Source organism: Leifsonia sp. NPDC058230 (assembly GCF_042882245.1).
Classification (GTDB): Bacteria; Actinomycetota; Actinomycetes; order Actinomycetales; family Microbacteriaceae; genus Leifsonia.
On record NZ_JBHVWM010000001.1, the window covers coordinates 726802 to 748680 of the forward strand.

The 21879-nt window shown below is 68.3% G+C and carries 24 protein-coding genes; 10 read left to right on the plus strand and 14 right to left on the minus strand.

Annotation, left to right across the window (positions count from 1 at the left end; genetic code table 11):
- Nucleotide 1: 1 nt before the first annotated feature.
- The gene (locus ACFVV0_RS03660) at nucleotides 2-406 is read right to left on the minus strand and encodes a hypothetical protein (RefSeq protein WP_387058354.1); all 405 of its coding nucleotides are present in this window, start codon (nucleotides 404-406) and stop codon (nucleotides 2-4) included.
- A gap of 152 nt (nucleotides 407-558) precedes the next feature.
- Here ACFVV0_RS03660 and ACFVV0_RS03665 point away from each other — a divergent pair, with 152 nt between their 5' ends.
- Nucleotides 559-1182 (plus strand): dihydrofolate reductase family protein, encoded by a 624-nt coding sequence (locus ACFVV0_RS03665; protein WP_387058356.1) that lies wholly within the window; start codon nucleotides 559-561, stop codon nucleotides 1180-1182.
- Nucleotides 1183-1201: 19 nt separating this feature from the next.
- On the opposite strand, the gene ACFVV0_RS03670 is transcribed toward ACFVV0_RS03665, so the two are convergent.
- Together ACFVV0_RS03670 and ACFVV0_RS03675 are read right to left on the minus strand one after the other, a co-directional pair.
- Nucleotides 1202-2002, minus strand: a complete 801-nt coding sequence (locus ACFVV0_RS03670; protein WP_387058359.1) for an alpha/beta hydrolase — start codon at nucleotides 2000-2002, stop codon at nucleotides 1202-1204.
- Nucleotides 1989-2852: a CPBP family intramembrane glutamic endopeptidase gene (locus ACFVV0_RS03675; RefSeq protein WP_387058362.1), complete on the minus strand. Its 864-nt coding sequence runs from the start codon at nucleotides 2850-2852 to the stop codon at nucleotides 1989-1991. Before ACFVV0_RS03675 ends, ACFVV0_RS03670 begins: the two co-directional genes overlap by 14 nt.
- Before the next feature lie 233 nt (nucleotides 2853-3085).
- Here ACFVV0_RS03675 and ACFVV0_RS03680 point away from each other — a divergent pair, with 233 nt between their 5' ends.
- Entirely contained in the window at nucleotides 3086-3457 is a 372-nt protein-coding gene (locus ACFVV0_RS03680; RefSeq protein WP_387058365.1) for a VOC family protein, read from the plus strand.
- Between the two features lie 127 nt (nucleotides 3458-3584).
- Complete coding sequence (locus ACFVV0_RS03685; RefSeq protein ID WP_387058368.1) at nucleotides 3585-3953, plus strand: hypothetical protein; 369 nt, start codon at nucleotides 3585-3587, stop codon at nucleotides 3951-3953.
- A gap of 17 nt (nucleotides 3954-3970) precedes the next feature.
- Here ACFVV0_RS03685 and ACFVV0_RS03690 read toward each other — a convergent pair whose 3' ends face one another.
- A complete protein-coding gene (locus ACFVV0_RS03690) occupies nucleotides 3971-4387 on the minus strand; it encodes a hypothetical protein (protein WP_387058371.1) in 417 nt (138 codons plus the stop codon).
- A 139-nt stretch (nucleotides 4388-4526) separates the two neighbouring features.
- On the opposite strand from ACFVV0_RS03690, the gene ACFVV0_RS03695 reads away from it, so the two are divergent.
- Entirely contained in the window at nucleotides 4527-4892 is a 366-nt protein-coding gene (locus tag ACFVV0_RS03695) for a VOC family protein (protein WP_387058374.1), read from the plus strand.
- A gap of 10 nt (nucleotides 4893-4902) precedes the next feature.
- On the opposite strand, the gene ACFVV0_RS03700 is transcribed toward ACFVV0_RS03695, so the two are convergent.
- The 3 genes from ACFVV0_RS03700 to ACFVV0_RS03710 all read right to left on the minus strand — a co-directional run bounded on the left by ACFVV0_RS03700 (nucleotide 4903) and on the right by ACFVV0_RS03710 (nucleotide 7486).
- Nucleotides 4903-5388 (minus strand): heme-degrading domain-containing protein, encoded by a 486-nt coding sequence (locus ACFVV0_RS03700; RefSeq protein ID WP_387058377.1) that lies wholly within the window; start codon nucleotides 5386-5388, stop codon nucleotides 4903-4905.
- A gap of 84 nt (nucleotides 5389-5472) precedes the next feature.
- A complete protein-coding gene (locus ACFVV0_RS03705) occupies nucleotides 5473-6816 on the minus strand; it encodes an NAD(P)/FAD-dependent oxidoreductase (protein ID WP_387058379.1) in 1344 nt (447 codons plus the stop codon).
- 103 nt (nucleotides 6817-6919) lie between these two features.
- Nucleotides 6920-7486: a TetR/AcrR family transcriptional regulator gene (locus tag ACFVV0_RS03710; protein WP_387058382.1), complete on the minus strand. Its 567-nt coding sequence runs from the start codon at nucleotides 7484-7486 to the stop codon at nucleotides 6920-6922.
- Nucleotides 7487-7579: 93 nt separating this feature from the next.
- Between ACFVV0_RS03710 and ACFVV0_RS03715 the strand changes: the two genes are divergently transcribed.
- Both ACFVV0_RS03715 and ACFVV0_RS03720 read left to right on the plus strand, forming a co-directional pair.
- A complete protein-coding gene (locus tag ACFVV0_RS03715; protein ID WP_387058385.1) occupies nucleotides 7580-8596 on the plus strand; it encodes an SDR family NAD(P)-dependent oxidoreductase in 1017 nt (338 codons plus the stop codon).
- Between the two features lie 550 nt (nucleotides 8597-9146).
- On the plus strand, nucleotides 9147-10652 hold the full coding sequence (locus tag ACFVV0_RS03720; protein ID WP_387058388.1) for an arylsulfotransferase family protein: 1506 nt from the start codon (nucleotides 9147-9149) through the stop codon (nucleotides 10650-10652).
- Between the two features lie 39 nt (nucleotides 10653-10691).
- Here ACFVV0_RS03720 and msuE read toward each other — a convergent pair whose 3' ends face one another.
- The 7 genes from msuE to ACFVV0_RS03755 all read right to left on the minus strand — a co-directional run bounded on the left by msuE (nucleotide 10692) and on the right by ACFVV0_RS03755 (nucleotide 18446).
- Nucleotides 10692-11291 (minus strand): FMN reductase, encoded by a 600-nt coding sequence (gene msuE, locus ACFVV0_RS03725; protein WP_387058390.1) that lies wholly within the window; start codon nucleotides 11289-11291, stop codon nucleotides 10692-10694.
- On the minus strand, nucleotides 11291-12715 hold the full coding sequence (locus tag ACFVV0_RS03730) for an NtaA/DmoA family FMN-dependent monooxygenase (protein ID WP_387058393.1): 1425 nt from the start codon (nucleotides 12713-12715) through the stop codon (nucleotides 11291-11293). The genes msuE and ACFVV0_RS03730 overlap by 1 nt, the downstream gene beginning before the upstream one ends.
- 7 nt (nucleotides 12716-12722) lie before the next feature.
- Complete coding sequence (locus tag ACFVV0_RS03735) at nucleotides 12723-14432, minus strand: dipeptide ABC transporter ATP-binding protein (RefSeq protein ID WP_387058396.1); 1710 nt, start codon at nucleotides 14430-14432, stop codon at nucleotides 12723-12725.
- Entirely contained in the window at nucleotides 14429-15289 is an 861-nt protein-coding gene (locus ACFVV0_RS03740; RefSeq protein ID WP_387058399.1) for an ABC transporter permease, read from the minus strand. The genes ACFVV0_RS03735 and ACFVV0_RS03740 overlap by 4 nt, the downstream gene beginning before the upstream one ends.
- Nucleotides 15286-16305 (minus strand): ABC transporter permease, encoded by a 1020-nt coding sequence (locus ACFVV0_RS03745; RefSeq protein ID WP_387058402.1) that lies wholly within the window; start codon nucleotides 16303-16305, stop codon nucleotides 15286-15288. The genes ACFVV0_RS03740 and ACFVV0_RS03745 overlap by 4 nt, the downstream gene beginning before the upstream one ends.
- Complete coding sequence (locus ACFVV0_RS03750) at nucleotides 16283-17923, minus strand: ABC transporter substrate-binding protein (protein ID WP_387058406.1); 1641 nt, start codon at nucleotides 17921-17923, stop codon at nucleotides 16283-16285. The genes ACFVV0_RS03745 and ACFVV0_RS03750 overlap by 23 nt, the downstream gene beginning before the upstream one ends.
- A 193-nt stretch (nucleotides 17924-18116) precedes the next feature.
- Nucleotides 18117-18446 carry a YciI family protein gene (locus tag ACFVV0_RS03755; RefSeq protein ID WP_387058409.1) on the minus strand — a complete coding sequence of 110 codons (330 nt, stop codon included), beginning with the start codon at nucleotides 18444-18446 and terminating at the stop codon, nucleotides 18117-18119.
- 164 nt (nucleotides 18447-18610) lie between these two features.
- Between ACFVV0_RS03755 and ACFVV0_RS03760 the strand changes: the two genes are divergently transcribed.
- The 4 genes from ACFVV0_RS03760 to ACFVV0_RS03775 are packed head-to-tail and all read left to right on the plus strand — an operon-like array spanning nucleotide 18611 to nucleotide 21871.
- Entirely contained in the window at nucleotides 18611-19522 is a 912-nt protein-coding gene (locus ACFVV0_RS03760; protein WP_387059472.1) for a 5'-3' exonuclease H3TH domain-containing protein, read from the plus strand.
- Nucleotides 19523-19535: 13 nt separating this feature from the next.
- The gene (locus ACFVV0_RS03765; RefSeq protein WP_387058412.1) at nucleotides 19536-20573 is read left to right on the plus strand and encodes an AI-2E family transporter; all 1038 of its coding nucleotides are present in this window, start codon (nucleotides 19536-19538) and stop codon (nucleotides 20571-20573) included.
- A gap of 56 nt (nucleotides 20574-20629) precedes the next feature.
- On the plus strand, nucleotides 20630-21346 hold the full coding sequence (locus tag ACFVV0_RS03770) for a hypothetical protein (RefSeq protein ID WP_387058414.1): 717 nt from the start codon (nucleotides 20630-20632) through the stop codon (nucleotides 21344-21346).
- A gap of 33 nt (nucleotides 21347-21379) precedes the next feature.
- Nucleotides 21380-21871: a cation:proton antiporter regulatory subunit gene (locus ACFVV0_RS03775; protein WP_387058416.1), complete on the plus strand. Its 492-nt coding sequence runs from the start codon at nucleotides 21380-21382 to the stop codon at nucleotides 21869-21871.
- Nucleotides 21872-21879 lie beyond the last annotated feature (8 nt).

Sequence of the window (21879 nt, forward strand, 5' to 3'; positions counted from 1 at the left end):
TTCAGTCGCGGAAGTAGGCGTTCGCCCGCCCGCTGAAGAGCAGGACGATCACGGCGACGGACACCACGATGCCGATGACCGCGGCCCAGAGAAACGCCGGCGCGCTGATCGAGAGCCAGATCGCCGCTGCGATCGACAGCGCCTGGAAGATCACAGCGACGACTCGCGCGCCGTTGATACCACGGAGCAGGCCGCCGGCGACGATCAGGACGACGATGCCGACGATCATGACCGATACGGCGAAGACGACCAGGAGCGCCGCTTCGCCGAAACGGGCGACGATGTCGGCGTTTCCCGTCTGGAAGAGCAGCAGGAGCCCCGTGATGACGCTGATCGCGCCCGAGATCCAAGTGAGGACAGCGACCGTGGTGACACCGCCGGGACGAGCATTGTTCGAAGTGGTCACGCTGCGAGGCTAGACCTCCGCGGCGCAGCCTGCATCATGCGGTCGGGGTGATGTCCCTCCCGGCATCCGCGGTTGCGCCGCGTGAGATCGCGTGGCACGCTCGAAGCGATCCCGCCGTCGGGATGTCGACGGGCGACAGGACGGAGCACGGCATGGGACTCATCCACATCGACCTGTTCACCACGCTCGACGGCGTCGCGCAGGCACCCGGGGGCCGGAACGAAGACGTCGACGCCGGGTTCGCGTTCGGCGGCTGGCAGGCGCCGATCACCGACTCGGTCGTCGGCGAGCAGGTCTGGGCCGGGATGGACGGGATGGACGCCCTGCTGCTCGGGCGCCGCACCTACGACATCTTCGCCGCGTACTGGCCGCACGAGGAGGGTGGCATCGCAGAGCTGTTCAACCGCATCCCGAAATACGTGGCCTCGCGCCAGGCGATCGCTCCCGAGTGGGAGGGTTCCACGCTGCTCGGCACGGATGTCGTGGCCGACATCCGTGAGCTGCGCGACCGGCACGAGGCGGTCCACGTCATCGGCAGCCTCGACCTCGTGCAGACGCTCTTCGCGGAGCGGCTCTTCGACCGGCTCACCCTCTGGGTGTACCCGATCCTGCTCGGTGGTGGGAAGAAGGTCTTCGCCGACGGGGTGGTGCCGACGAACCTCACGCTCATCGAGCCGGCCGTCACCTCACCGAAGGGTGCCGTGATGCAGCGCTACGCGCTCGCCGACGGGACGCCTGGCGTCGGAGACATGGCGGCCGTCGTCGGGGAGGGCTAGAGGGCGCGTCGTCGCGCGGTCAGGCGGCCGGATCGGAGCCGATGAAGGCGCCTGCCCGCTGGATGACGTCCGCAATTGTTGTGACGTCGGGACCGCCCATGAAACCGTGCGACGCGCCGGGCACGACGTGGAGCTCGGCGCGGACGCCCGCTTCCCGGCACTGCTGAACGAACCGGCGCGAGTCCGGCAGGAGCGAGTCGGTGGAGCCGACGGCCACGAACGCCGGCGGCAGTCCGCGCACGTCCGCTGCGAGGTCGGGCGCATCCTGCAGACGGCCCCGGCCGGCCCAGCGGGCGAAGGCCCACTCCGACAGCTCGCGGCCCGGTCCTCCCGTGGCCTCGGGGTCGAATCCGCTCACCGTGAGGTCGACGTTCGGGTTGGTGAGCACCAGCGCCGCCGCCCGTGCCTGGCGGGCGGTGACGATGGCCAGGGCACCGCCGGCCGAGTCGCCCCACAGCACCACGTCCCGGACGCCGGCGTCCCGCAGGGCAGCGACACCTTCGACGGCGTCCGCCGCCGATTCGGTCAGGTCGGCTTCCGGCGCCAGGCGATAGCCCACTGAGAGCACCGTGGTCCGCAGGATGCTCGCGATCCGTCGGCAGTATCCGTCCTGCAGGTCCAGATCGCCGAGCACACCGTAGCCGCCGTGCAGGAAGACGACGCCGGTGTCGGGGCGAGCATCCGTCTCCGGCGTGTACCAGCGCACAGGCACCGAACCGACGGTCTCGTCGGTGACCGTGCCGCTGAACGGAAGGCGCGGCCGAGCGGATGCCCGGGCCGCTGCCTCGCGCCGCATCCGGTCGATGTCAGGATCGTTCATGCAGCAGCTCGGGTCGGATGCCGTAGGCGCGTTCGCGGTCGACGCGGCCGCGCACGAAGATCAGCGGAATGATCGCGAAGATCATCACCGCGATGTTGCCGAGCCCTGCGACTCCGGCGAGCGGTCCCGGGTGCAGGTTCCCGCCCGTGGCGTCGATGTCGCCGGCCAGCAGGATCAGGCTGGGGTCGGTGGATGCGTGGAGCAGGATCGGCCAGATCAGGTTGCCGGTGACGCGCAGAGCGACGTACATCGTGATGCCGAAGGCGAAGGTGTACACGACCGTGAACGCGACCGTGACCAGGTTCTGACCCATGAGCAGATTTCCCGAGTGCAGGGCGGCGAAGATGAGGGAGGAGAGCAGCATGACCGAGCGTTCCCCGTATCCGGCGCGCCGCAGCAGGTTGACGGCGAAGCCCCGGATGAGGAGCTCCTCGGCGAATCCGACGCACAGGCCGGTGAACAGTACCGCGATCACGGCACCCACGTTCCAGCCGGCGTAATCGACGCTCGCGAAACGGAGGACGTTGAAGACGAGCACGACCGCGACGCCGATCCACATCCACCAGGACCCGCGGATGGGCTGCCTCCCGAACAGCTCTTTCAGCCAGCCGAGGGAGAGCGCGAAGATCACCAGGAGGATGCTGCCGACCAGGATCGACGCTGCCACGCCGAAGAACACGCTCAATCCGTTCGCGAACACATCGTCTTTGTCGATCAGGTGACCGAACGCGAGACTGATCAGAAGGGCCGCCAGCTGGTAGAGCCCGTAGTAGGCGGCGACGACGAGCAGGGCTTTCCACCATCCGCCGCGATCCCAGAATCGTTTCCACGGCGATCGTCGCCCAGTCATCTCCGCCATCCCCGGCCTCCCCACAGAGTCTGATCACGCTATCGCGAAGTCTTCCCCGTCTGGAAGCGCCACGGGCGTACAGTGAGCAGCGATGCGATAGCCAGCGCCCTGCCACCCGGAGAGACTCCGGCATCGACGGACGAGGAGCAGCGGCCACATCGACGGCTTACCCGCGCCGAGGTCGAACTCCCACCCGAGTCACCGATCCGCACACGCCCTAGGAGGCGTTCACCATGCTCAACGAAGCACACGCAGTACTGCCTGCATCCGATCTCAAACGCGCGCAGGACTTCTACCACACCGCTCTCGGACTCGACCCCGACGACGTCCAGGCGGGCAATCTCGTCTATCACCTCGGGTCGGGCTCGGCATTCGAGATCTACGAGACGTCGAACGCGGGAACGGCCCAGAACACCCAGATGTGCTGGATCACCGACGAACTCGAAGCCGACATGGCGCGCCTGCGGGAGCGGGGCGTCACGTTCGAGGACTACGACAATCCGGGACTGAAGACCCAGAACGGGGTCGCCACCATGGGTGACGTCAAGGCCGCCTGGTTCAGGGATACGGAAGGGAACTTCCTCTGCCTCACCCAGGGCATGTAGTGCCAGGCCGGTCCGAGGGAACCGTCACGCTTCGTTTCGCTATGTGACGCCCTCACTCGGATCTTCCCGGTCGGCGACTTACCGTTGGAAGACGAAAAACGTCCACCCCAACGCCTCAGGAAAGAAAATGAGCCAGCCGACACCTCCGCGAACGCATGACGATCAGCACCTGCTGAACGGATGCGGTGGGGTCATGTGCGCCGAGTCGGGCGCCGGGCACGAGCTCTCGTTCCTCCAGCGGCGAGTGGCCTCCGCGACGCCGTCGAAGTGGCGCGACGCGGTCGTGACCCTCGTGCTCCCGGATGGCTGGGTGCAGCTCACGACGATCGACGACCAGGAGAGCGTCTGGGTCTGGCAGCACTCCGACCTCACAGGCGCGCTCCACTCCGGGGAGCCGGTCGCGCTCCACGAGGTCTACCACGTGCTCGCTGCCGGGAGCCACTGGCTGAACGTCGCTCCCGCGTCGAACACGGCTGCTGCCGCAACCGCTCTCTAGCGAACAGAACCGACCGCTCAGGCGGTCGGCATCATGGACTTCATCGTGTCCATCATCTTCTGGGCCGCCATGGCGCACTGACGGCAGGCATCAGCACACATCTTGCACTGCTCGCTCATGTCCGCGTGCTTCATGCACTCGTCGGCGCAGGCGTTGCACATGGTCATCGTGGCCTGCATCATCGCCATCATGCTGTTCATGTCGTAGCCGGTCGGGCGGAGCATCGCGCGCATCATCGTGTTGGACATGTCTGCCGTGTCCGAACACATCGCCGCGCATTTGCCCATCCCGTCCGTCATCATCATGCTGTCGGCGCACAACGTACAGGCCTGTTCGCAGGCCGAGCACGCCTCGACCAGCTCGTTCATCGCGGTCATGTCCATGCCGGGCATGCTCATCGCGGTGTCCATCATCCGGGAAGTCATGTTCATCATCGGGGGTCTCCGTCCGGCGGCTGCGGCGCCGGCGTTCGGCCGACCAACGACCACAACTCACTCTAGAAAAATGGTACGGCAGGCTCGCCGGGAAGGCCATGGCCCTGGTGGTGTCGGTGCGCGGGCATATCGTGAGCCCATGATCGGATCCCTTGAATCGCTCGTCATCGACTGCCCCGACACTCGTGAGCTCGCCCGCTTCTACTCCAAGCTCCTCGGACTGGAGATCGTCATGTACGACGACGACTGGGCGGAGATCGTCGCTGCCGACGGTGGCCGGCCCATCATCGCGTTCCAGCAGGTCGAGGCGTACAACCCTCCCCAATGGCCGAGTCAGGAGGTGCCCCAGCAGATGCACCTCGACGTCAAGGTCGACGACCTCGACGTCGGCGAGGCCGCGGTGCTCGAGCTGGGTGCCACTGCGACAGGGGCGGGAACGGCAACGTTCCGGGTCTACCGCGACCCTGCCGGCCACCCGTTCTGCCTGGTGAATCCCGCCGACTGACGGCCTGGGCTCAGTTCGCGACACCCGACAGGTGCTCGCTGAGAACCTCGACCACGAGGTCGTGGTCGGCCTCGTCGGTGAGCCCTGACACGCCGATGACCCCGACGAGGGCACTGCGGACGCGCAGTGGGAAGGCGCCGCCGCTGAACGTGTGCAGTCGGTGGTCGAGACCCAGGCGCGGTTCGACGGCCTGGATCCCCTGGGCGCGGAACCGGTCGCGGACGAGCAGTGAACTGGCGTTGAAGCGGCGTACGACCCCGACCTTGCGCTCCAGCCAGTCGTCGTTGTCCGCCGTCGAGCCGGCCATGCCGACGTGGAAGACGCGCTGGTCGCCCAGGTAGATGCTCGCCGCGATCGGGGCGTTGCGTTCGGTGGCCAGTTCGACGATCCGCGTGCCGACCTTCCAGGCGTCGGCATGTGTGAAATCGGGGAACCTCAAGCGCTCCTCATGCTCGGCCAAGCGGGCGAGAGTGGACGGGTCGACGGGTTCGGTCATGGCTGACTCCTCGTTCGGGCGGCGCGCGGTCGTCGCGTTCGGCAGTGGCGCGCTCACACCAATCCTGCCAGCCGTGAGCGAGCGTTACTTCTTCGACTTCTCGGCAGGGAACGCGGAGGTGAACGCCCGGCGCGGGTGTCTGAGCGCGGCGAGCGAGGTCACTTCCCGGAGCGACAGAGCGTCGATGATCCACCCGGCGAAGACGCGGAACTTCCGGTTCACGGTCGGCACGACGAGCCCGTGGTACGTGCGATGGACCAGCCAGGCGGGCAGCCGCTTCAGCTTCACCCCCAGGATCAGTGCGGCTCCGTCTCCGACGCCGTAGCTCGCGATCGTGCCGAGAGATGCGTGGCGGTACTCCTCGAGACCCTCGCCACGGATGTCGTGCAGGATGTTGCGGGCCGCGACGGCCGCCTGGCGGAGCGCGTTCTGAGCGTTCGGCGTGTAGTACGCCGGTTGCTTGGAGGCCGTCAGGTCGGGGACTTGCGCGTTGTCGCCGACTGCCCAGGCTCCGGCGATAACGCCGCCGTCGTCGCGGGTCACCCGCAGCCGCGTGTCGGCGATGACATGCCCACGGGGGCCGAGGGGCGCATCCGTGTTCTCGAGAGTCGGGCTGGGGCGCACTCCAGCGGTCCAGATCAGTGTCGCAGCGTCGAAGGCGTCGCCGCTCGACAACTGGATGTGCCCGTCGACGCACGACGTGACGGTCGTCTCGAGCCGCACATCGATGTCGTGCCGGCCGAGTTCGCCGAGCGTCCACATCGAGAGGTCCGGTCCCACCTCGGGCGCCACCCGGTCGAGCGCCTCGACGAGTATCCAGTGCACATCCGAGCGGTTCAGCGACGGGAAGCTGTCGGCCGCCTTCATGCAGGCGTCACGAAGCTCGCTGATGGCCTCGACACCGGTGTATCCAGCGCCGACGAAGACGAAGGTGAGCAGCTTCTTCCGCAGCGCCGGGTCCATGGTCGCAGCCGCCTTCGCCACGCACTCGAGAACATTCTCGCGGGCGAAGACTGCCTCCTCCATGGTCTTGAACCCCACACCCATGTCCTTCAGTCCCGGGGTGGGGAAGGTGCGGGTGACCGCTCCGAGCGCGAAGACGACGTGGTCGAAATCCAGCTCCAGGATGCTGCCGTCGAGCGAGCGCACCACGGCCGATCGGCCGGCCAGGCTGACGGAGTCGAGGGTGCCGCGGATGACCCGGGACTTCTTCAGCGTGCGGTGCAGCGGAACCGTGACATCCCGGGGCGCGACGTGTCCCCCCGCTACCTCGGGCAGGAGGGGCTGGTAGGTCATGTACGGACTCTGATCGACCACGGTGATCTGGACCGGCGTCTCACCGCGATGTCGTTGCAACCCGAGGGCCGTGTAGAGGCCGGCATAGCCACCGCCGAGGATGAGGACACGCTGAGTACCGTTGGGGGACATCCGGAGACCCTTTCCGACTCGTCCTGGCGACGGGAGAGCCGCCGAGTCGGATGGTACGCGCGAGAGCGTGGTCAGGGTATCCCGGACGGGCCTCCGGATGCGGCTACCGCTGGTACGAGAAGGCGGCGCGGAAGATCGCGCGGCCGCGGGCGGCGGTGGACGGCCGTTCTTCGGGATCGGACTTCGAGAGCATCAGGGCGAGCATCGAGATGGCGAGCATGACGTCGGCCGCCTCGACGCCCGCGCCGATCCTGCCGGCTGACTTGTCACGCGCGAGGATCGTGTCGATCACGGCGACCACCCGGGTGCCCAGGTGGACCGTGCGGGCGTCGTGACGGTCGGAGATGAGCATGTCGACCAGCGCCGTCGATCCGATCGCCTGCGCCGTGATGAGGTCGAAGAGGTCGCTCAGGGTCGACCCGTCACTCTCGACGAGGGCCTCCAGTTCGGTGATGTTGTCGTCGAACACCGCCACGGCAAGAGCGATGCGGTCGGGGAAGTGGCGGTAGAGGCTGCCCTGGCCGACTCCTGCCCGCCGGGCGACGGCGCTGAGGGGTGCCTGGAACCCGCTCTCCGCGAAGACCTCGCGAGCTGCGGCGATGAGTGCGCGACGGTTCGCCGGGCCGGCGCTCGGCCCGAGATTCGCTTTCGCTTCGGAGTTCGTCGGCACCGGTGTAGCGTACTACCGGACAGTGTTGTCCGGTAGTGCGCTCGTCACACGGAGCCGCACTCGACAAGCAGCAGCTCGCGAAAGGAAACCACAATGACAGACCCGAAGCCTCTCACCGCCAACAGCACGATCGGCACCTGGCTGCAGCATCCGGAGGGCGGCCCGCTGATCCGCGAACTGCTCGGGGGAGCCGGCGTCGACGAGACGGTGCTCGCCCCCGTCGCCGGCCTGCCGCTCCAGCAGCTGGTCGCGATGAGCCAGGGCGCCATGCCGCAGTCGGTGATCGATGATCTCGTGCTGCGCGCCAACGGCGGCGTGGCCCCGACCGAGGATGCCGAGGCCACCGGGTGGCGCGAGCGCATCACGCCCGGGCGGTTCGACGGGCGCACCGTGATCGTCACGGGCGCCGCATCCGGGATCGGCCGTGCGACCGCATCCCGCATCGCGCGCGAGGGCGGCCGGGTCGTGGCCGTCGACATCGCCGGCGACAAGCTGAACGACCTCGCCGCATCCGTCGCCGGCGGGTCGGTCGTGCCCGTGGTCGGGGACATCACGAAGCAGGAGGACATCGACCGGATCGTCGCCGCGGCGGGGGACCGGATCGACGGCTTGGCGAACGTCGCAGGCGTGAACGACGACTTCTCGCCCGCGCACGAGACGTCGGACGCGATCTGGGACCGCGTCATCGCGATCAACCTCACCGGCGGATTCAAGCTCACCCGCGCCGTGCTGCCCGCGATGCTCGACGCCGGCACCGGATCGATCGTGAACATCGCCTCGGAGGCCGGACTTCGCGGCGACGCCTCCGGTAACGCGTACACGGTCTCGAAGCACGGGGTCATCGGCCTGACTCGCAGCGCCGCATTCATGTACGGACCGCAGGGCATCCGGGTCAACGCCGTCGCGCCCGGCGGGGTGGCGACCGGCATCCCCATGCCGGCCCATGTGTCGGAGGTCGGCAGTGCCAGGCTGGGCCCGTTCCAGGCCGCGATCCCGACGCTCGCGACCGCCGAGCAGCTCGCCGCTTCGATCACGTTCCTGCTGAGCGACGACGGCGTCAACATCAACGGCGCCATCCTGCCGTCGGATGGCGGCTGGTCGGTCCAGTAGGGACGCCGCGGTTCGGGGAGACGCTGCGCCTTCTGCGCGCGCCGCTGCGCCGCCGGCGCGCGCCGCTGCGCAGGAAGAATCGCGTCTCTCCGCCCGCAATCTCCGTCGCGACGGACAACACGCCGCAGCGCGCGACGAGATCTCCGACCGACCTGCGCGCGCCTTGCGGCGCGGCCCGACCGGCCAGGGCGCGACCGGCCCCGCCTTCGGACGGAGAAAGCGCGAGTTTGCCGACGATGTCCTCCGTCCGGACGGAGCAAACCCGGTGAGCGACCGAGATCTCCGACGGAGGGGGATCGGTGTGCGGCGCATTCGCGATTCTCAGGTCTGCTGACCTGCCGACATCGCAGCGCCTGGCGATTCGGTCGTTGGGCTCCCGCCCGCCCCACTAACGCAGGAAGAATCGCGTCTCTCCGCCCGCGATCTCCGTCGCGACGGACAACACGCCGCAGCGCGCGACAAGATCTCCGACCGACCCAGCGGGATTCCTCTGAGCGGGTGCACAGCTTGGGCCTAGCTCACACGCAGATCCGCGCCGATAGTAGAAGCGATGGACACTGAGAAAACCGACAGCAACGCCCGACTCAGTCGTCGCGCCCTCATCGCTGGGAGCGGGATGGTCGGCGCCGGCATCATCGCCGGCGTGATCTTCGCCACGCGCGACAGCCCCGAGTCGTCTGCTGCCACACGCCAAGCCACGGCCACGCCCTCGTCGGCGGCCCAACCCGTGCTGCGCACGTTCGTGAGCACCGACCTGACCGTGCCCGAGGTGACGAGCTGGAAGACGGGCACCACGGCCGCCGGCCTGCTCTTCGTCACCCAGCAGGTGAAGGGCTTCAACGGTCTGATCATGCGCGAGTCGGGTGAGCCCGTGTGGATCGAGCCGACCAAGGCGAATCTCACCGACCTCAAGGTGCAGACCTACCGGGGCGAACCCGTGCTCACGTACTGGACGGGCACCAGCACCGGCGGTCACGGCGCGGGCACCGGCACCATCCTCGACACCTCTTACACGAAGATCGCCACCGTGTCGGCCGGAAACGGTCTGGACGCCGACCTCCACGAGTTCCACCTCACCAGTCGCGGCACAGCGCTCGTCACGATCTACGCCGCCAGGCCGGCCGACCTCAGCTCGATCGGCGGCGCGAAGAAGGGCTACATCTACAACTGTCACGTTCAGGAGATCGACGTGGCCACCGGCGATGTGCTGCTCGACTGGAGCGCGCTCGACCACATCCCGATCGCCGAGACGTATCTGGGCCTGGACCAGGATGCGGGCCACGACGGCACCACCGCCGGTAAGGCCTTCGACGCATACCATTTCAACGCGGTCGAGGAGGATGGGGACACCCTTCTGGTCTCCGCGCGCCACACCCACACCGTCTACGCGATCGACCGCACGAGCGGTGATGTTCGCTGGCGGTTCGGCGGCAAGAAGAGCGACATCGAGGTGGCGGACGACGCCGTGTTCGCCTGGCAGCACGACGTGCGCCGGCACTCCGACGGCACCATCACGCTGTTCGACAACCACCTGTACTCGGGCACCGACGGGGAGTCCCGTGGCATGAAGTTCGAGCTGAACGCCGACGAGACCACGGCGACCCTGCTGCAGGCGTACACCCACGACAAGCATCTGGGCACCGCGATGGGCAGCGTGCAGGTGCTCGGCGACGGCAACGTGCTCGTCGGATGGGGCACCGACCCCGCGGTCACCGAGTTCACCTCCACCGGCAAGGCGGTCTACGAAGCGTCCCTCGGCGGCATCTCCTACCGGGCATACCGGCACGAATGGTCCGCCCGTCCGACGACCACTCCGGATGTCGCCGTGCGCGCCGAAGGCGACGGGATGCGCATCTTCGCCAGCTGGAACGGCGCGACGCAGGTCAAATCCTGGCGCTTCCTCGCATCCGCGACCGGCGAACCCGCTCGGGTCGGCGAGGTCGAGCGCTCCGGCTTCGAGACCTCCTTCCTGACGGGTAAGGCGGTCAACGTCTCCGTGCAAGCACTCGACTCCGACGGAAAGGTCCTGGCGTCGTCGAAGACGATCACCGCCTGAGGCCGGGCGTCCAGGGTAGTCGGTCGCCCGGCGGCGGCGTCAGAAGTCGTGCGGACGGGCGAAGCCCGCATCCAGCGCGACCTCGCCGGGGTTCAGGTGCGACCGGATGAGCGGAAGCGAGCGCTTGAGCGACGACTGGATGCGCCCCTCCAGCTCTTCCGACACGATCCGGTAGTCCTCGAAGTCGCCCTCGCCGGCGAAGATACCGAGCGGAAGCGTCAGCGACTGGAAGAACCCGAACAGCGGGCGCATCTGGTGCTCCACGAGCAGGGCGTGACGGTCGCTGCCACCGGTCGCCGTGAGCACGATGGGCTTGCCGACGAGCGCGTACTGGCCGATGTGGTCGAAGAAAAGCTTGAAAAGGCCGGTGTAGGTCGCGCGGTACGCGGGCGACCCGACGACGACCACATCCGCCGCCTCCACCTTCTCGAGTGCGTCGATGACTGCGGGGCCGAGCTGGCTGCGGAAGGGGCCCGCGCCAAGCCCGCCGAGCAGCGGCGCGAGCTCGATCACGGTCGCCGTGCCGCCGAGTTCGGTCGCGAACGCCTCCGTCACCTCGGCCACCAGGGCGGTGGTGCGCGACGGATGCGTCGGGCTCCCGCTGACGCCGACGACCGTGACGGGGCTCTGGTCGGTCATCAGAAGGAGGCCGCGTTCGCCGTGTCGAATCGGAGCGGCTCGACCGGGTTGTCGAGGTTCGCTCCGCCGCGGTAGCGCGCGCCGATGTGCCGATCGGGCAGACGGCTGTTGCCCGCACCGAAGAGCCGCTCGCGGAGAGTGTCCGATCGCTCGCTCTCGTCGGGAAGCCGGCCGCGCTTGCGCAGCTCGGGGACGACGAGCTCGGCGAAGTCCCTGGCGGTGTCGAACGAGTGGTACTGGCGCAGGTTGATGCCGTCGAGTCCGTCCTCGTCGAGCCACTTCTCGATCTCGTCCGCGACGGTCTTGGCGGTTCCGACCACGAGGAAGCGGTCGTTGCGCGATCCGCCGACGAAGTCGAGTGCCTGGCCGACCGTGCGCTCCAGTGGCAGGAACGGCACCTTCGACGGGGAGACGTCGGCGCGGCGCAGTGCCTCGGCCACCGTGATGTCGCGCGGGAAAGCGGTCAGGTCGACGGGCAGGCTGCTGTGGGCGAGGATGCCGTCGAGACTCGAGTTCTCGCGGTACACACGCCACTTGTCCGCAGCCTCCTCCTCCGTGCGGCCGACGATGATGCCGGCCATCGCGATGAACTTGACGTCGTCGCGCTGGCGGCCGTGACGCTCGGCGGCGTCGCGCATACCGTCGGCGTTGCGCTGGAACTCTTCGGTCGTGCGGCCGCCGGTGAAGACGACTTCTGCGTGCCGGCCGGCGAACTCGATGCCCGCGGGCGAACCTGTCGCCTGGAAGATGACAGGTGTGCGCTGGCGTGAGGGATGCACGATGTGCGGCCCGGCCACCCGGTGGCGCTCGCCGACGTGGTTGATGTAACGCACTTTGGACGGGTCGGTGAAGACCTTGTTCGCGCGGTCGGCGACCACCGCGTCATCGTCCCACGAGCCCTCCCAGAGCTTGTAGAGCACGTCGAGGTACTCGTCTGCGTACTGGTAGCGCAGGTCGTGCGGCACTTCGCCGTCGAGCCCGAAGTTGTGGGCCGCGTTGGGGAGGTAGGAGGTCACGACGTTCCAGCCGATGCGGCCCTTGGTGAGGTGGTCGAGCGTCGACATGCGACGGGCGAACGCGAACGGCGGCTCGTAGGTGGTCGAGAAGGTGACGCCGAAGCCGAGGCGTTCGGTCACGGCGGCCATGGCCGGGATGACGAGCAGCGGGTCGATGTTCGGGCTCTGCAGTCCCTCGCGCAGCGCCGTCTCGGGGCCGCCGCGGAACACGTCGTATGCGCCGATCACGTCGGCGAGGAAGATGCCGTCGAACCCGCCGTGCTCGAGGATCTGGGCCAGCTCGGTCCAGTAGTCGATGTCGGCGAACCGCTCGCGGTTGTTGCCCGGCAGCGGCCAGAGACCGTGCGTGATGTGGCTCACGGTGGCCATTTCGAAGAGGTTGAGGAAGAGTTGTTTGCGTTCTGCCATGGTGAGGTCAGTCCTTTTCGATGGGGGAGCCGACGAACGAGGCCGGATCGAACTCCGGAATCGACGCTATCAAGTCGCGCGTGTACGGATGCGCCGGGTGACGGAAGATGTCATCGGGCCGCCCCTCCTCGACGACGACTCCGTCTTTCATGACGAGGACACGGTCGCTCAGATGGCTGATGACGCCCAGGTCGTGCGAGATGAACAGGTAGCTCACGCCGGTCTCCCGCTGCAGGGCGACGAGGAGGTCGAGGATCTGCGCCTGGATGGTGACGTCCAGCGCGGAGACCGCCTCGTCGAGCACGATCACCGACGGTCGCGGCGCGAGCGCGCGCGCGATGGCGACGCGCTGGCGCTGGCCGCCGGAGAGGCGCAGCGGGAACCGGTTCAGCACCTCAGGTGTGAGGCCGACGAGGTCGAGGAGCTCGAGCACGCGCTCCCGGCGGGCGGCCGCGCTCGTGAAGCGCTCGCCGCGGAGGGCGTCCACGAGGATGCGCTCGACATTCCAGCGCGGATCGAACGAGCTCAGCGGATCCTGGTACACGACCGAGATCCGCGGCCGCAGCGTGCGCCGTCGGCGTTCCGGCAGCACAGACCAGGCCTGGCCGAGCAGCCGCACCTCGCCACCGTCGAGCGATTCCAGTCCGAGGGCGAGCCGCGCGGTCGTGCTCTTCCCCGAGCCGGACTCGCCCACGATGCCGAGCGTCTCACCGGCGGAGAGGGTGAACGAGACGCCGTCGACGGCGCGGGTGACCGAGCCGTCACGGGTGTGGAACCGTTTGACGAGGCCGGTCGCCTCGAGAACCGGTGCTGCGACCTCGGCCGGCGGCTGCGCATCCGTCGCCGCCTCGATCGTGCCGGGGCTGAGTGCCTTGCCCCGGGTGGCCTCGCTCGGCACGGCGGCGATCAGGGCTTTCGTGTATTCGTGGCGCGGCGAACCGAGCACCTCGGCTGCGGTTCCCTGCTCCAGCACGACACCGCCGCGCATGACGAGGATCTGGTCGGCGAGCTGGGCGACCACCGAGAGGTCGTGGCTGATGAGGATGATCGACGCCCCGCGCCGTTTCATCTCCTCCAGCTGAGCGAGGACCTGGGCCTGCACTGTCACATCCAGCGCCGTCGTCGGTTCGTCGGCGATCACGATGTCGGGGTCGAGCGCGATCGCCGATGCGATGAGGGCGCGCTGGCGCAGACCTCCCGAGAGCTGGTCGGGCCGCTGCTTCGCCCGCAGCTCGGGAAGCGGAACGCCGACGCGGGTCAGCAGGTGGAGCACCCGCTGCGCGCGGGCAGCGCGGTCGCCCCACTTGTGCAGGCGCAGGGCCTCGGCGATCTCGGCACCGACCGGGCGGAGCGGGTCGAGCGAGACTAGCGCATCCTGGAGCACGAACCCGATGTCCCGGCCCCGGATGCGTCGCCACTGCCGCGGCGTGAACGTGCGCACGTCCTCGTGGTGGATCTCGAGCGCATCCGCGTGCACGATCGCGTTCGTGCCGGCCAGGCCGACGAGCGACCGGGCGGTGACGCTCTTGCCCGAGCCCGATTCGCCGACGATCGCGACGCACTCGCCGGGGAGCAGGTCGAACGAGACGCCCGAGACGACCTCGCGCGGCCGGCCGTCGACGACGAACGCGGTGCGCAGGTTCTCGACCCGGAGGCGGGTGGCCGGCCAGTCGAGTTCGTCGACCAGTTTCTCCGTGGTCCCTTGTACGACGCTCATGAGCGTTCGCCTTTCTCCAGCGAGGTCTGCAAATGCCGGCCGATGGTCGTCGCGGCCAGCGCGACCGCCACGATGACCAGTCCGGGGATCACCACGAGCCACCAGGCCTGGGTGATGTATGCGCGGCCCGCGTCGAGCAGGGCACCCCACTCGGACGACGGCGGGGCGACGCCGAGTCCGAGGAACGACAGGCTCGACGCCCAGACGATCGACTGGCCGATCGACAGCGCGAACACCGCGACGAGCGGCCGCAGTGCGTTCGGCAGGATGTGCGCGCGAACGATCCGCCCGCGCGAATGCCCGAGGGCGGTCGCCGCCTCGACGTAGCCGGAGTTCTTGGCTGCGAGGATCTGACCACGCACCATGCGCGCGTATCCGGGAGCCGTTCCCAGACCGACCGCGAAGATCTCGGTGGTCGCCGACGGCCCGGCGATCGCGATCAGGAGCAGCGCGAGCAGCAGCGCCGGAAAGGCGAACATGACCTCGACGAACCGGTCGACGACGACGGCCGCCGGCTTGATGGCGAGGGCGGCGAGCGAGCCGAGCACGAGTGCGGTGCTCACGCCGACCGCCGCGGCGCCGAGCCCGATCAGCAGGGATTCGCGGGCGCCCCAGACGACGCGGGTGTAGAGGTCGCGGCCCGACTCGTCGGTACCGAACCAGTGCTCCCACGACGGCGGTTGCAGGGCGGCACTGTAGTCGATGTCGGTCGGGGCGTGAACCGTGAGCGCCTGCGGCGCGATCGCGGCGACCGCGAGCAGAACGCCGAAGGCGATGGCGATGTACAGGCCCCACGGGCGACGGCCGAGGGATGCGGCGACGCGTTGCGCGCGAGGGGGCGCGGAGAGAGCGGTCATGAGACCTCCATCCGAGGATCGACGAGGGTGTACACGATGTCGACGAGCAGGTTCGCGACGACGTAGACGACCGCGACGAGCGTCACGATGCCGACGACGACGGGCAGGTCCTGCGAGTTGACCGCTCCGACGAGGACGGAGCCGATGCCGGGCCGGTTGAAGATCGACTCCACGATGACGGCGCCGGAGAGGGTCGCGCCGAGCGCCCATCCGGAGAGCGTCACCGCCGGGATGATCGCGTGGCGCAGCACGTGGCGGAGGCGGATGCCCCAATCGCCCATGCCGCGCATCCGGGCCGACAGCACGAACGGCTGGTCGAGCGAGCGTTCGAACTCGGCTCGCGTGCTCTGGGACATGAAGCCGGCCAGGGGGATCGCGAGGGTGAGGGCCGGGAGGATCAGCCCGTTCACGCCGCTTCCGCTCAGCACGGGGAACCAGCGCAGGCCGAGCGCGAAGACCAGCAGCAGGATGATCCCGAGCCAGTAGGCGGGGAGTCCGGCGGCGAACACGTCGACGGTCGAACCGACGCCCCCGATCCGCGGGCCCCTGCCGGCGGTCAGCGTGACCCAGACGACCATGAGGACCCACGCGAACAGGATCGCCGTGAGCGACAGGACGACCGTGGCTCCCAGCTGTTCGCCGATGATCGCGGTGACCGGCCGGAACTGCTGGTACGACGTGCCGAAGTCGCCGCGCAACAGGCCGCCGAGGTAGTCGAGGTACTGCACGATCAGCGGCCGCTGCAGACCGTATTGCGCGTTGATCTGCGCAAGCTCGGCGGCGGTGCGCACCTGCGCCTGGCCAGCGCGGATGTTGAGGATGACGGTCGCGCGATCCCCGGGCAATGCCGTCTGCGCGAAGAACGCGACCGTGGCGGCGCCCCAGAGCACGACGACCGCCGCGACGACCTTGCGGCCGATCGTGAGCAGTACCTGCCTGGTCACCGAGGGGCGTCGCGGAGCGGGAGTCGTGTCCCGCTCCGCGACCGCCGCGCTACTTGACGAAGTATGCGTCATAGAACGTCGGTCCTCCCTGCGCGTGCTCCTGCCAGACGTCCTTGAGCTTGGGCGACACGGCCAGCGTGCTCAGCCGGTCGTAGACGCCGATCGAGAGGGCGTGCTCGGCGATGTAGTCCTGGGCCTTCTCGTATGCCGCGTTCTGCGCGTCGAGGTCCGCGGCCGAGTTGCCTTCGAGGATGTAGTCCGCGAGGGTCTGGTCGGAGGAGAACGTCGAGTTGGAGTAGTTGGGATTGTCGGGGGTCGACGGGCGCCAGTTGATGTAGAGGATTCCGGCGGTCACCGCTGTCCAGTAGCCGACCGAGATGTCGTACGCGTCGGGTGTCGAGTACTTGCCCGAGAAGAACTCCGCCTGCGGCACCGGCACCAGTTTCACGTCGAAGCCGACCTTCGATGCCTGCTCCTTGACGCCCTGCAGGATGGCGGCGCCGTCGGCGTTGATGATCGAGCCGGCGCCGTACGGCAGCGTCACGGTGAGCTCCTTGCCGTCCTTCTCCCGGATGCCCGAGCTGTTTTTCTGCGTCCAGCCGGCCTCGTCGAGCAGCTCGTTCGCCTTGGCGGTGTCCTGGGTGTACCAGGCGGCGGCCTTCTCGCTGTAGCCCGGGGTCGCCTGGCTGACGCCGCCGTTGCCCTCGAACGGGATGACCCCGCGGCCGATCGTGTCGACGATCTGCTTGCGGTTCAGGCTGTACGCGAACGCCTGCCGCACCTTCTCATCGGTGAACGGGCCGACCTGCGAGTTGAACGAGATCTGCTGCGGCCGGCCGGGGGTGACGTACTTCTCGAGCTGGTAGCCGCCGTCCTTGAGCGTGTTCCACTGGACCGCGGGAACATCGTAGATCGCGTTGACCTGCCCGCTCTGCAGCGCGGCGACGCGGGTGGTCGGGTCGGCGACGAACTTCCAGTCGACCTCGTCGACGATCGCCGGACCGGTGTGCAGCGCGTTGGCCGGCCACGAGGTGTAGTCCTTGTTGCGCTTCAGGATGATGTCCTGGCCGCGGTTCCACTTGTCGACGATGAACGCGCCCGATCCGATCGGCGCCTCGCAGTTCTGTTCCTTGGTGCGCGTCTCGAGCGCTTTCTGCGACTGGATGCCGAAGTATCCCTGGGTGAGGTTGTCGGCGAACCGCGGATACGGTTTGGACAGGTTCACCTGGAGCGTCTGGGCGTCGACGGCCTGGGCCGACTTGTAGTATCCGTCGAGCCACACCTTGGCGGTGCTGTTGCCGCCCGTGACCCAGTAGTCGAAGTTGTACGCGACCGCGGCGGCGTCGACGGGGGTGCCGTCGGTGAACTTCACGCCCTTCTTGAGCGTGAACGTCCAGGTCAGGCCGTCGTCGGACTGCTTCCAGGCCGTCGCGAGCCAGGGGACCACCTTGTGGTTCTCATCCAGCGACACGAGGCTGTCGAGCACCTGGTACGACAGGTACGCCTGCTCGATCCAGCCGCCGAACACGCAGGCCGGCTCCTGCTGGTGGGCGTAGACGATGGTGCCGCCGGTCACTTTCTCGCCGGCGGATGCGTCGGCCGAGCCGCTGGCGCAAGACGTCAGAACCAGCGCGGCGGAGAGTGCGATGGCTGATGCGGCGGCTGCCGTGCGAAGGGGGCGCAAGGGCATGCTGAGACTCCTGGTTTCTGGGATCGGTGAGTGCCCAGAACCGTATGGCGGAGTCAACGTGCGGGGCGAGGGGGCCCCGTCCGAAAGCGAAACGGAACGTCACCTGACGACATCTGCTTGCCGGCGGCCGGCCCGGTCTGTTAGAAGTCGGCAAGCAGGCGGCGGCCGGACGCACCGGACCGCCGCCTGCGGCTCACTCCCAGACCATGAACGGCCGGATCTCCAGCTGGCCGTTGCGGGCCATGGGGTGCTTCGCGGCGATCTCGATGGCCTCGTCGAGGCTCTCGCATTCGAGGATGTCGAATCCGCAGATCCACTCTTTGGTCTCGGCGAACGGCCCGTCCGTGACGTGGCGCTCCCCGTTGCGCACACGGACCACCGTGGACTTGGCCGGCGGCTCGAGCACCTCGCCGATGACCCGCTTGCCGGTGGAGTCGAACTCATCGACCCACAGGTTGACGTCGGAGTCGTCGGGGGTCGTATCGGGTTCGTGATCCGTGACGACGAACATCATGTACTTCATCGTTCTTCCTTTCGGTTGGTGAACGCTTCATGGAGACGTCGAAGGAGACCGGCGGCATTCGACATTCTCGTCGAAAAAGATTTCCGGGCGTGGCTGACCCGCGTCGGGTGACCGACCGCACGGCACGCTCTCGTGCCATGATCGGGGATGTGACCGGGCGACTGATGCTCCTCGATACCGCTTCGCTGTACTTCCGCGCGTTCTACGGGGTGCCGGATACGGTGCGCAGCCCCGATGGAACCCCCGTCAACGCGGTGCGCGGCCTGCTCGACATCATCGCGCGCCTCGTCGCCGAGTTCGAACCGACCGAGCTCGTCGCGTGCTGGGACGACGCCTGGCGACCGCAGTGGCGCGTGGCCCTCATCCCGAGCTACAAGGCGCACCGGGTGGCGCGCGAGGTTCCCGGAGGAACGGACATCGAGGAGACGCCGGAGAACCTGGTCGTGCAGATCCCGGTCATCCGTGAGGTGCTCGGCGCGTTCGGCATCCCCATCGTCGGCGCCGCGGACCACGAGGCCGACGACGTGATCGGAACCCTGGCCAGCACGGCGAGCACGCCGGTCGACGTCGTCACCGGCGATCGCGACCTGTTCCAGCTGGCCGACGACGCATCCGGTGTGCGGGTGATCTACACCGCGCGGGGGATGAGCAACCTCGAGATCGTCACCGACGACGTGCTGCGCGCGAAGTACGGGATCAGCCCCGCCCAGTACGCCGACTTCGCCGTGATGCGCGGGGATGCGTCCGACGGGCTTCCCGGCGTCGCGGGTGTCGGCGAGAAGACGGCCGCCAATCTGCTCAACGAGTACGGCGACCTCGACGGGATCATCGAGGTCGCCGCCGACCCGGACGAGCCGCTGTCGCCGACCGTGCGCAACCGCATCCTCGGAGCGGCGGACTACCTCGCCGTCGCCCCCAAGGTGGTCGAAGTCGTGCGCGATCTCGACCTCGGCGAGGTGGATGCGCGCATCCGGCCACTCACTCCCGAACAGCGCGCCGCCGTCGGCGTCCTCAGCGAGCGCTGGGGCCTGGGCGGCTCGGCCGATCGCGCACTCCACGCTCTCGGCAACGACTGACCAAGGGGAGAACATGGTCCAACATCCACTGCGCTGGGGGTTCCTCGTCACGATCGGCGCGCTGGGAGCGCTCGCGCTCGGCCTCGCCGTCTTCAACCTGAGCAGCATCGTCTTCTCGGTGTTCCTCGCCGCGTTCATCACGGTCGGACTCGATCCGCTCGTGCGCTGGTTCCAGCGGCACGGGATGACGCGCACCTGGGCGATCGTCACCGTCATTCTGCTGATCGTTGCGCTGATCGTCGCGATCATCTGGGTCGTCGTCCCCCTGATCGTGTCCCAGATCTCGACACTCGTGCGGGCGATCCCGCAGGAGGTCGCGAATCTGAAGGAGCAGGGCTGGTTCGACACGACCGACGACGCGAGCAACGGCGTGCTCGGATCGGTCGTCAACTGGATCGCCGCCGAGGTGACCAAACCCGAGTTCATCGCGGCGATCGGCAGCGGCGCCGTCGGGTTCGGCATCTCGGTCGCCAACGCCATCACGTCCGGATTCTTCATCGCCGTGCTGACCATCTACTTCGTGGGCTCGTACGACGCGACCAAGGCCGCGGCCTACCGGTTGGTGAAGGCGTCCCACCGCGCGAGCTTCATCAACTACTCGGAGCGGATCCTGCAGAACGTCGGCAAGTATCTGAGCGGGATGGTGATCCTCGCGTTCATCAACGCCGTCTACAGCACGATCCTGTTGCTGGCGACCGGGGTCCCCGGAGCGTTCGTGATCGGCATCCTGGCGTTCTTCATCACGCTGATCCCGCTGATCGGAACGATCCTCACCACGGTCGTGATGACGATTCTGGCGTTCATCCATTCGCCGGTGTCGGGGCTGATCGTGCTCATCCTGATGCTCATCTACATGCAGGTGGAGGCGTACATCCTGACGCCGAGGGTCATGAGCAAGGCGGTGAAGATCCCCGGGTCGGTCGTGCTGATCTCGGCCCTCGCTGGCGGCACCTTGTTCGGGCTTCCGGGCGCTCTGGTGGCGATCCCGATCTCCGCAGGCGTCATCCTGATCGTCACGGAGGTCGTCATGCCCACGAAGGAGCGAACCTGAGCGTGTGATTCTCCGGCCTCGCGCCTCACAAGGGGGTTTGCTACTCTCGAACGGGTATGCAGACCGGATACCCGACTCCCACGCACGGCCGCCGCTCGGCGGGCCGTCGGGTGACGCCTCTTCCGCTGGTGGTGCGGCGCTCGATCGCCGACCGCGTCGGGGTGGGTGTGATGGCTCTCGCACTCGTGGCCGGGTTGTCCATTTCTCCGGCTGGTCCGGCGCAGGCGAGCACCGCGCAGGCGATCGCCACCGCTCAGCAGCAGCAGCCGCGCCCGGCGGGGCAGATCTATGTGGTCGACGCCGGCGTGGTGGCGCCACCGATCGTCCGGGACAGCATGGCCGCGACCGACGGCGTGCAGACGCTGACCAACAACGGCACCAACGCCGACTGGGCGAAGCTCGTCCTGATGGACGGCGGCTGGCCGACCACCGACGAGAACATCACCGTTCTGCTGCGGTGGATGCGCCAGGAGAACGGGCCGCCCGACTGGTGGAACCGCAACAACCCCTTGAACAACGGATACGGATCCGGTGGCGGCGCCGGCCTCGGCAGCTACGACAACCTGCAGGATGCGGCGCAGTACGCTGCCGCGAACCTGCATCGGGGGTATCCGGGGATCGTCGCAGCGCTCGCATCCGGTGCCTCCGCCGACGTCACCGCCGCGGCGATCTGGGCGTCGCCATGGGCGACGAGCCACTACGCCAACGGCGCGCACTGGAGCACCGCACCCGTTCAGCTCGTCAAGGCGCCGGCATCCGCGTGGGGCGGCTGAGCGCTCGCGCGGTCCGACTGGTACGTTTCTTGCGTGGCTGTTCGAATTGAGAAGGTGGATCTCCCGGGCATCGGCGTGCGCCATGACCTGCTGACGGAGGGCGGGCGTCGCCTGTCCGTCGTCTCCCACCGCGACGGCGACCGCGATCTCGCACTCTTCAGCCTGGACGACCCCGACTCGAGCAGCGAGTCCATTCCGCTGAACGACGACGAGGCGGCAGCGCTGGCCGACCTGCTGGGCAGTTCCGTCACGCTGAGCCGGCTCGCGAGTCTCACCGACGACACCGCGGGTGTGTTCACCGAGCAGCTGCAGCTGCCGGTCGACTCGCCGTACCTGAACCGGCCCCTCGGCGACACCAAGGCGCGCACCCGCACCCGGGTCTCGATCGTGGCGATCGTGCGCGGCACCGAGGTGGCTCCGTCGCCGACCCCCGCAGATATCCTTCGCCCGGGCGATGTGCTCATCGCCGTCGGAACGCGGGATGGGCTCGACACGCTCGGCCGGCTCATCGCCGGCACCGGCTGAGCCAGAGG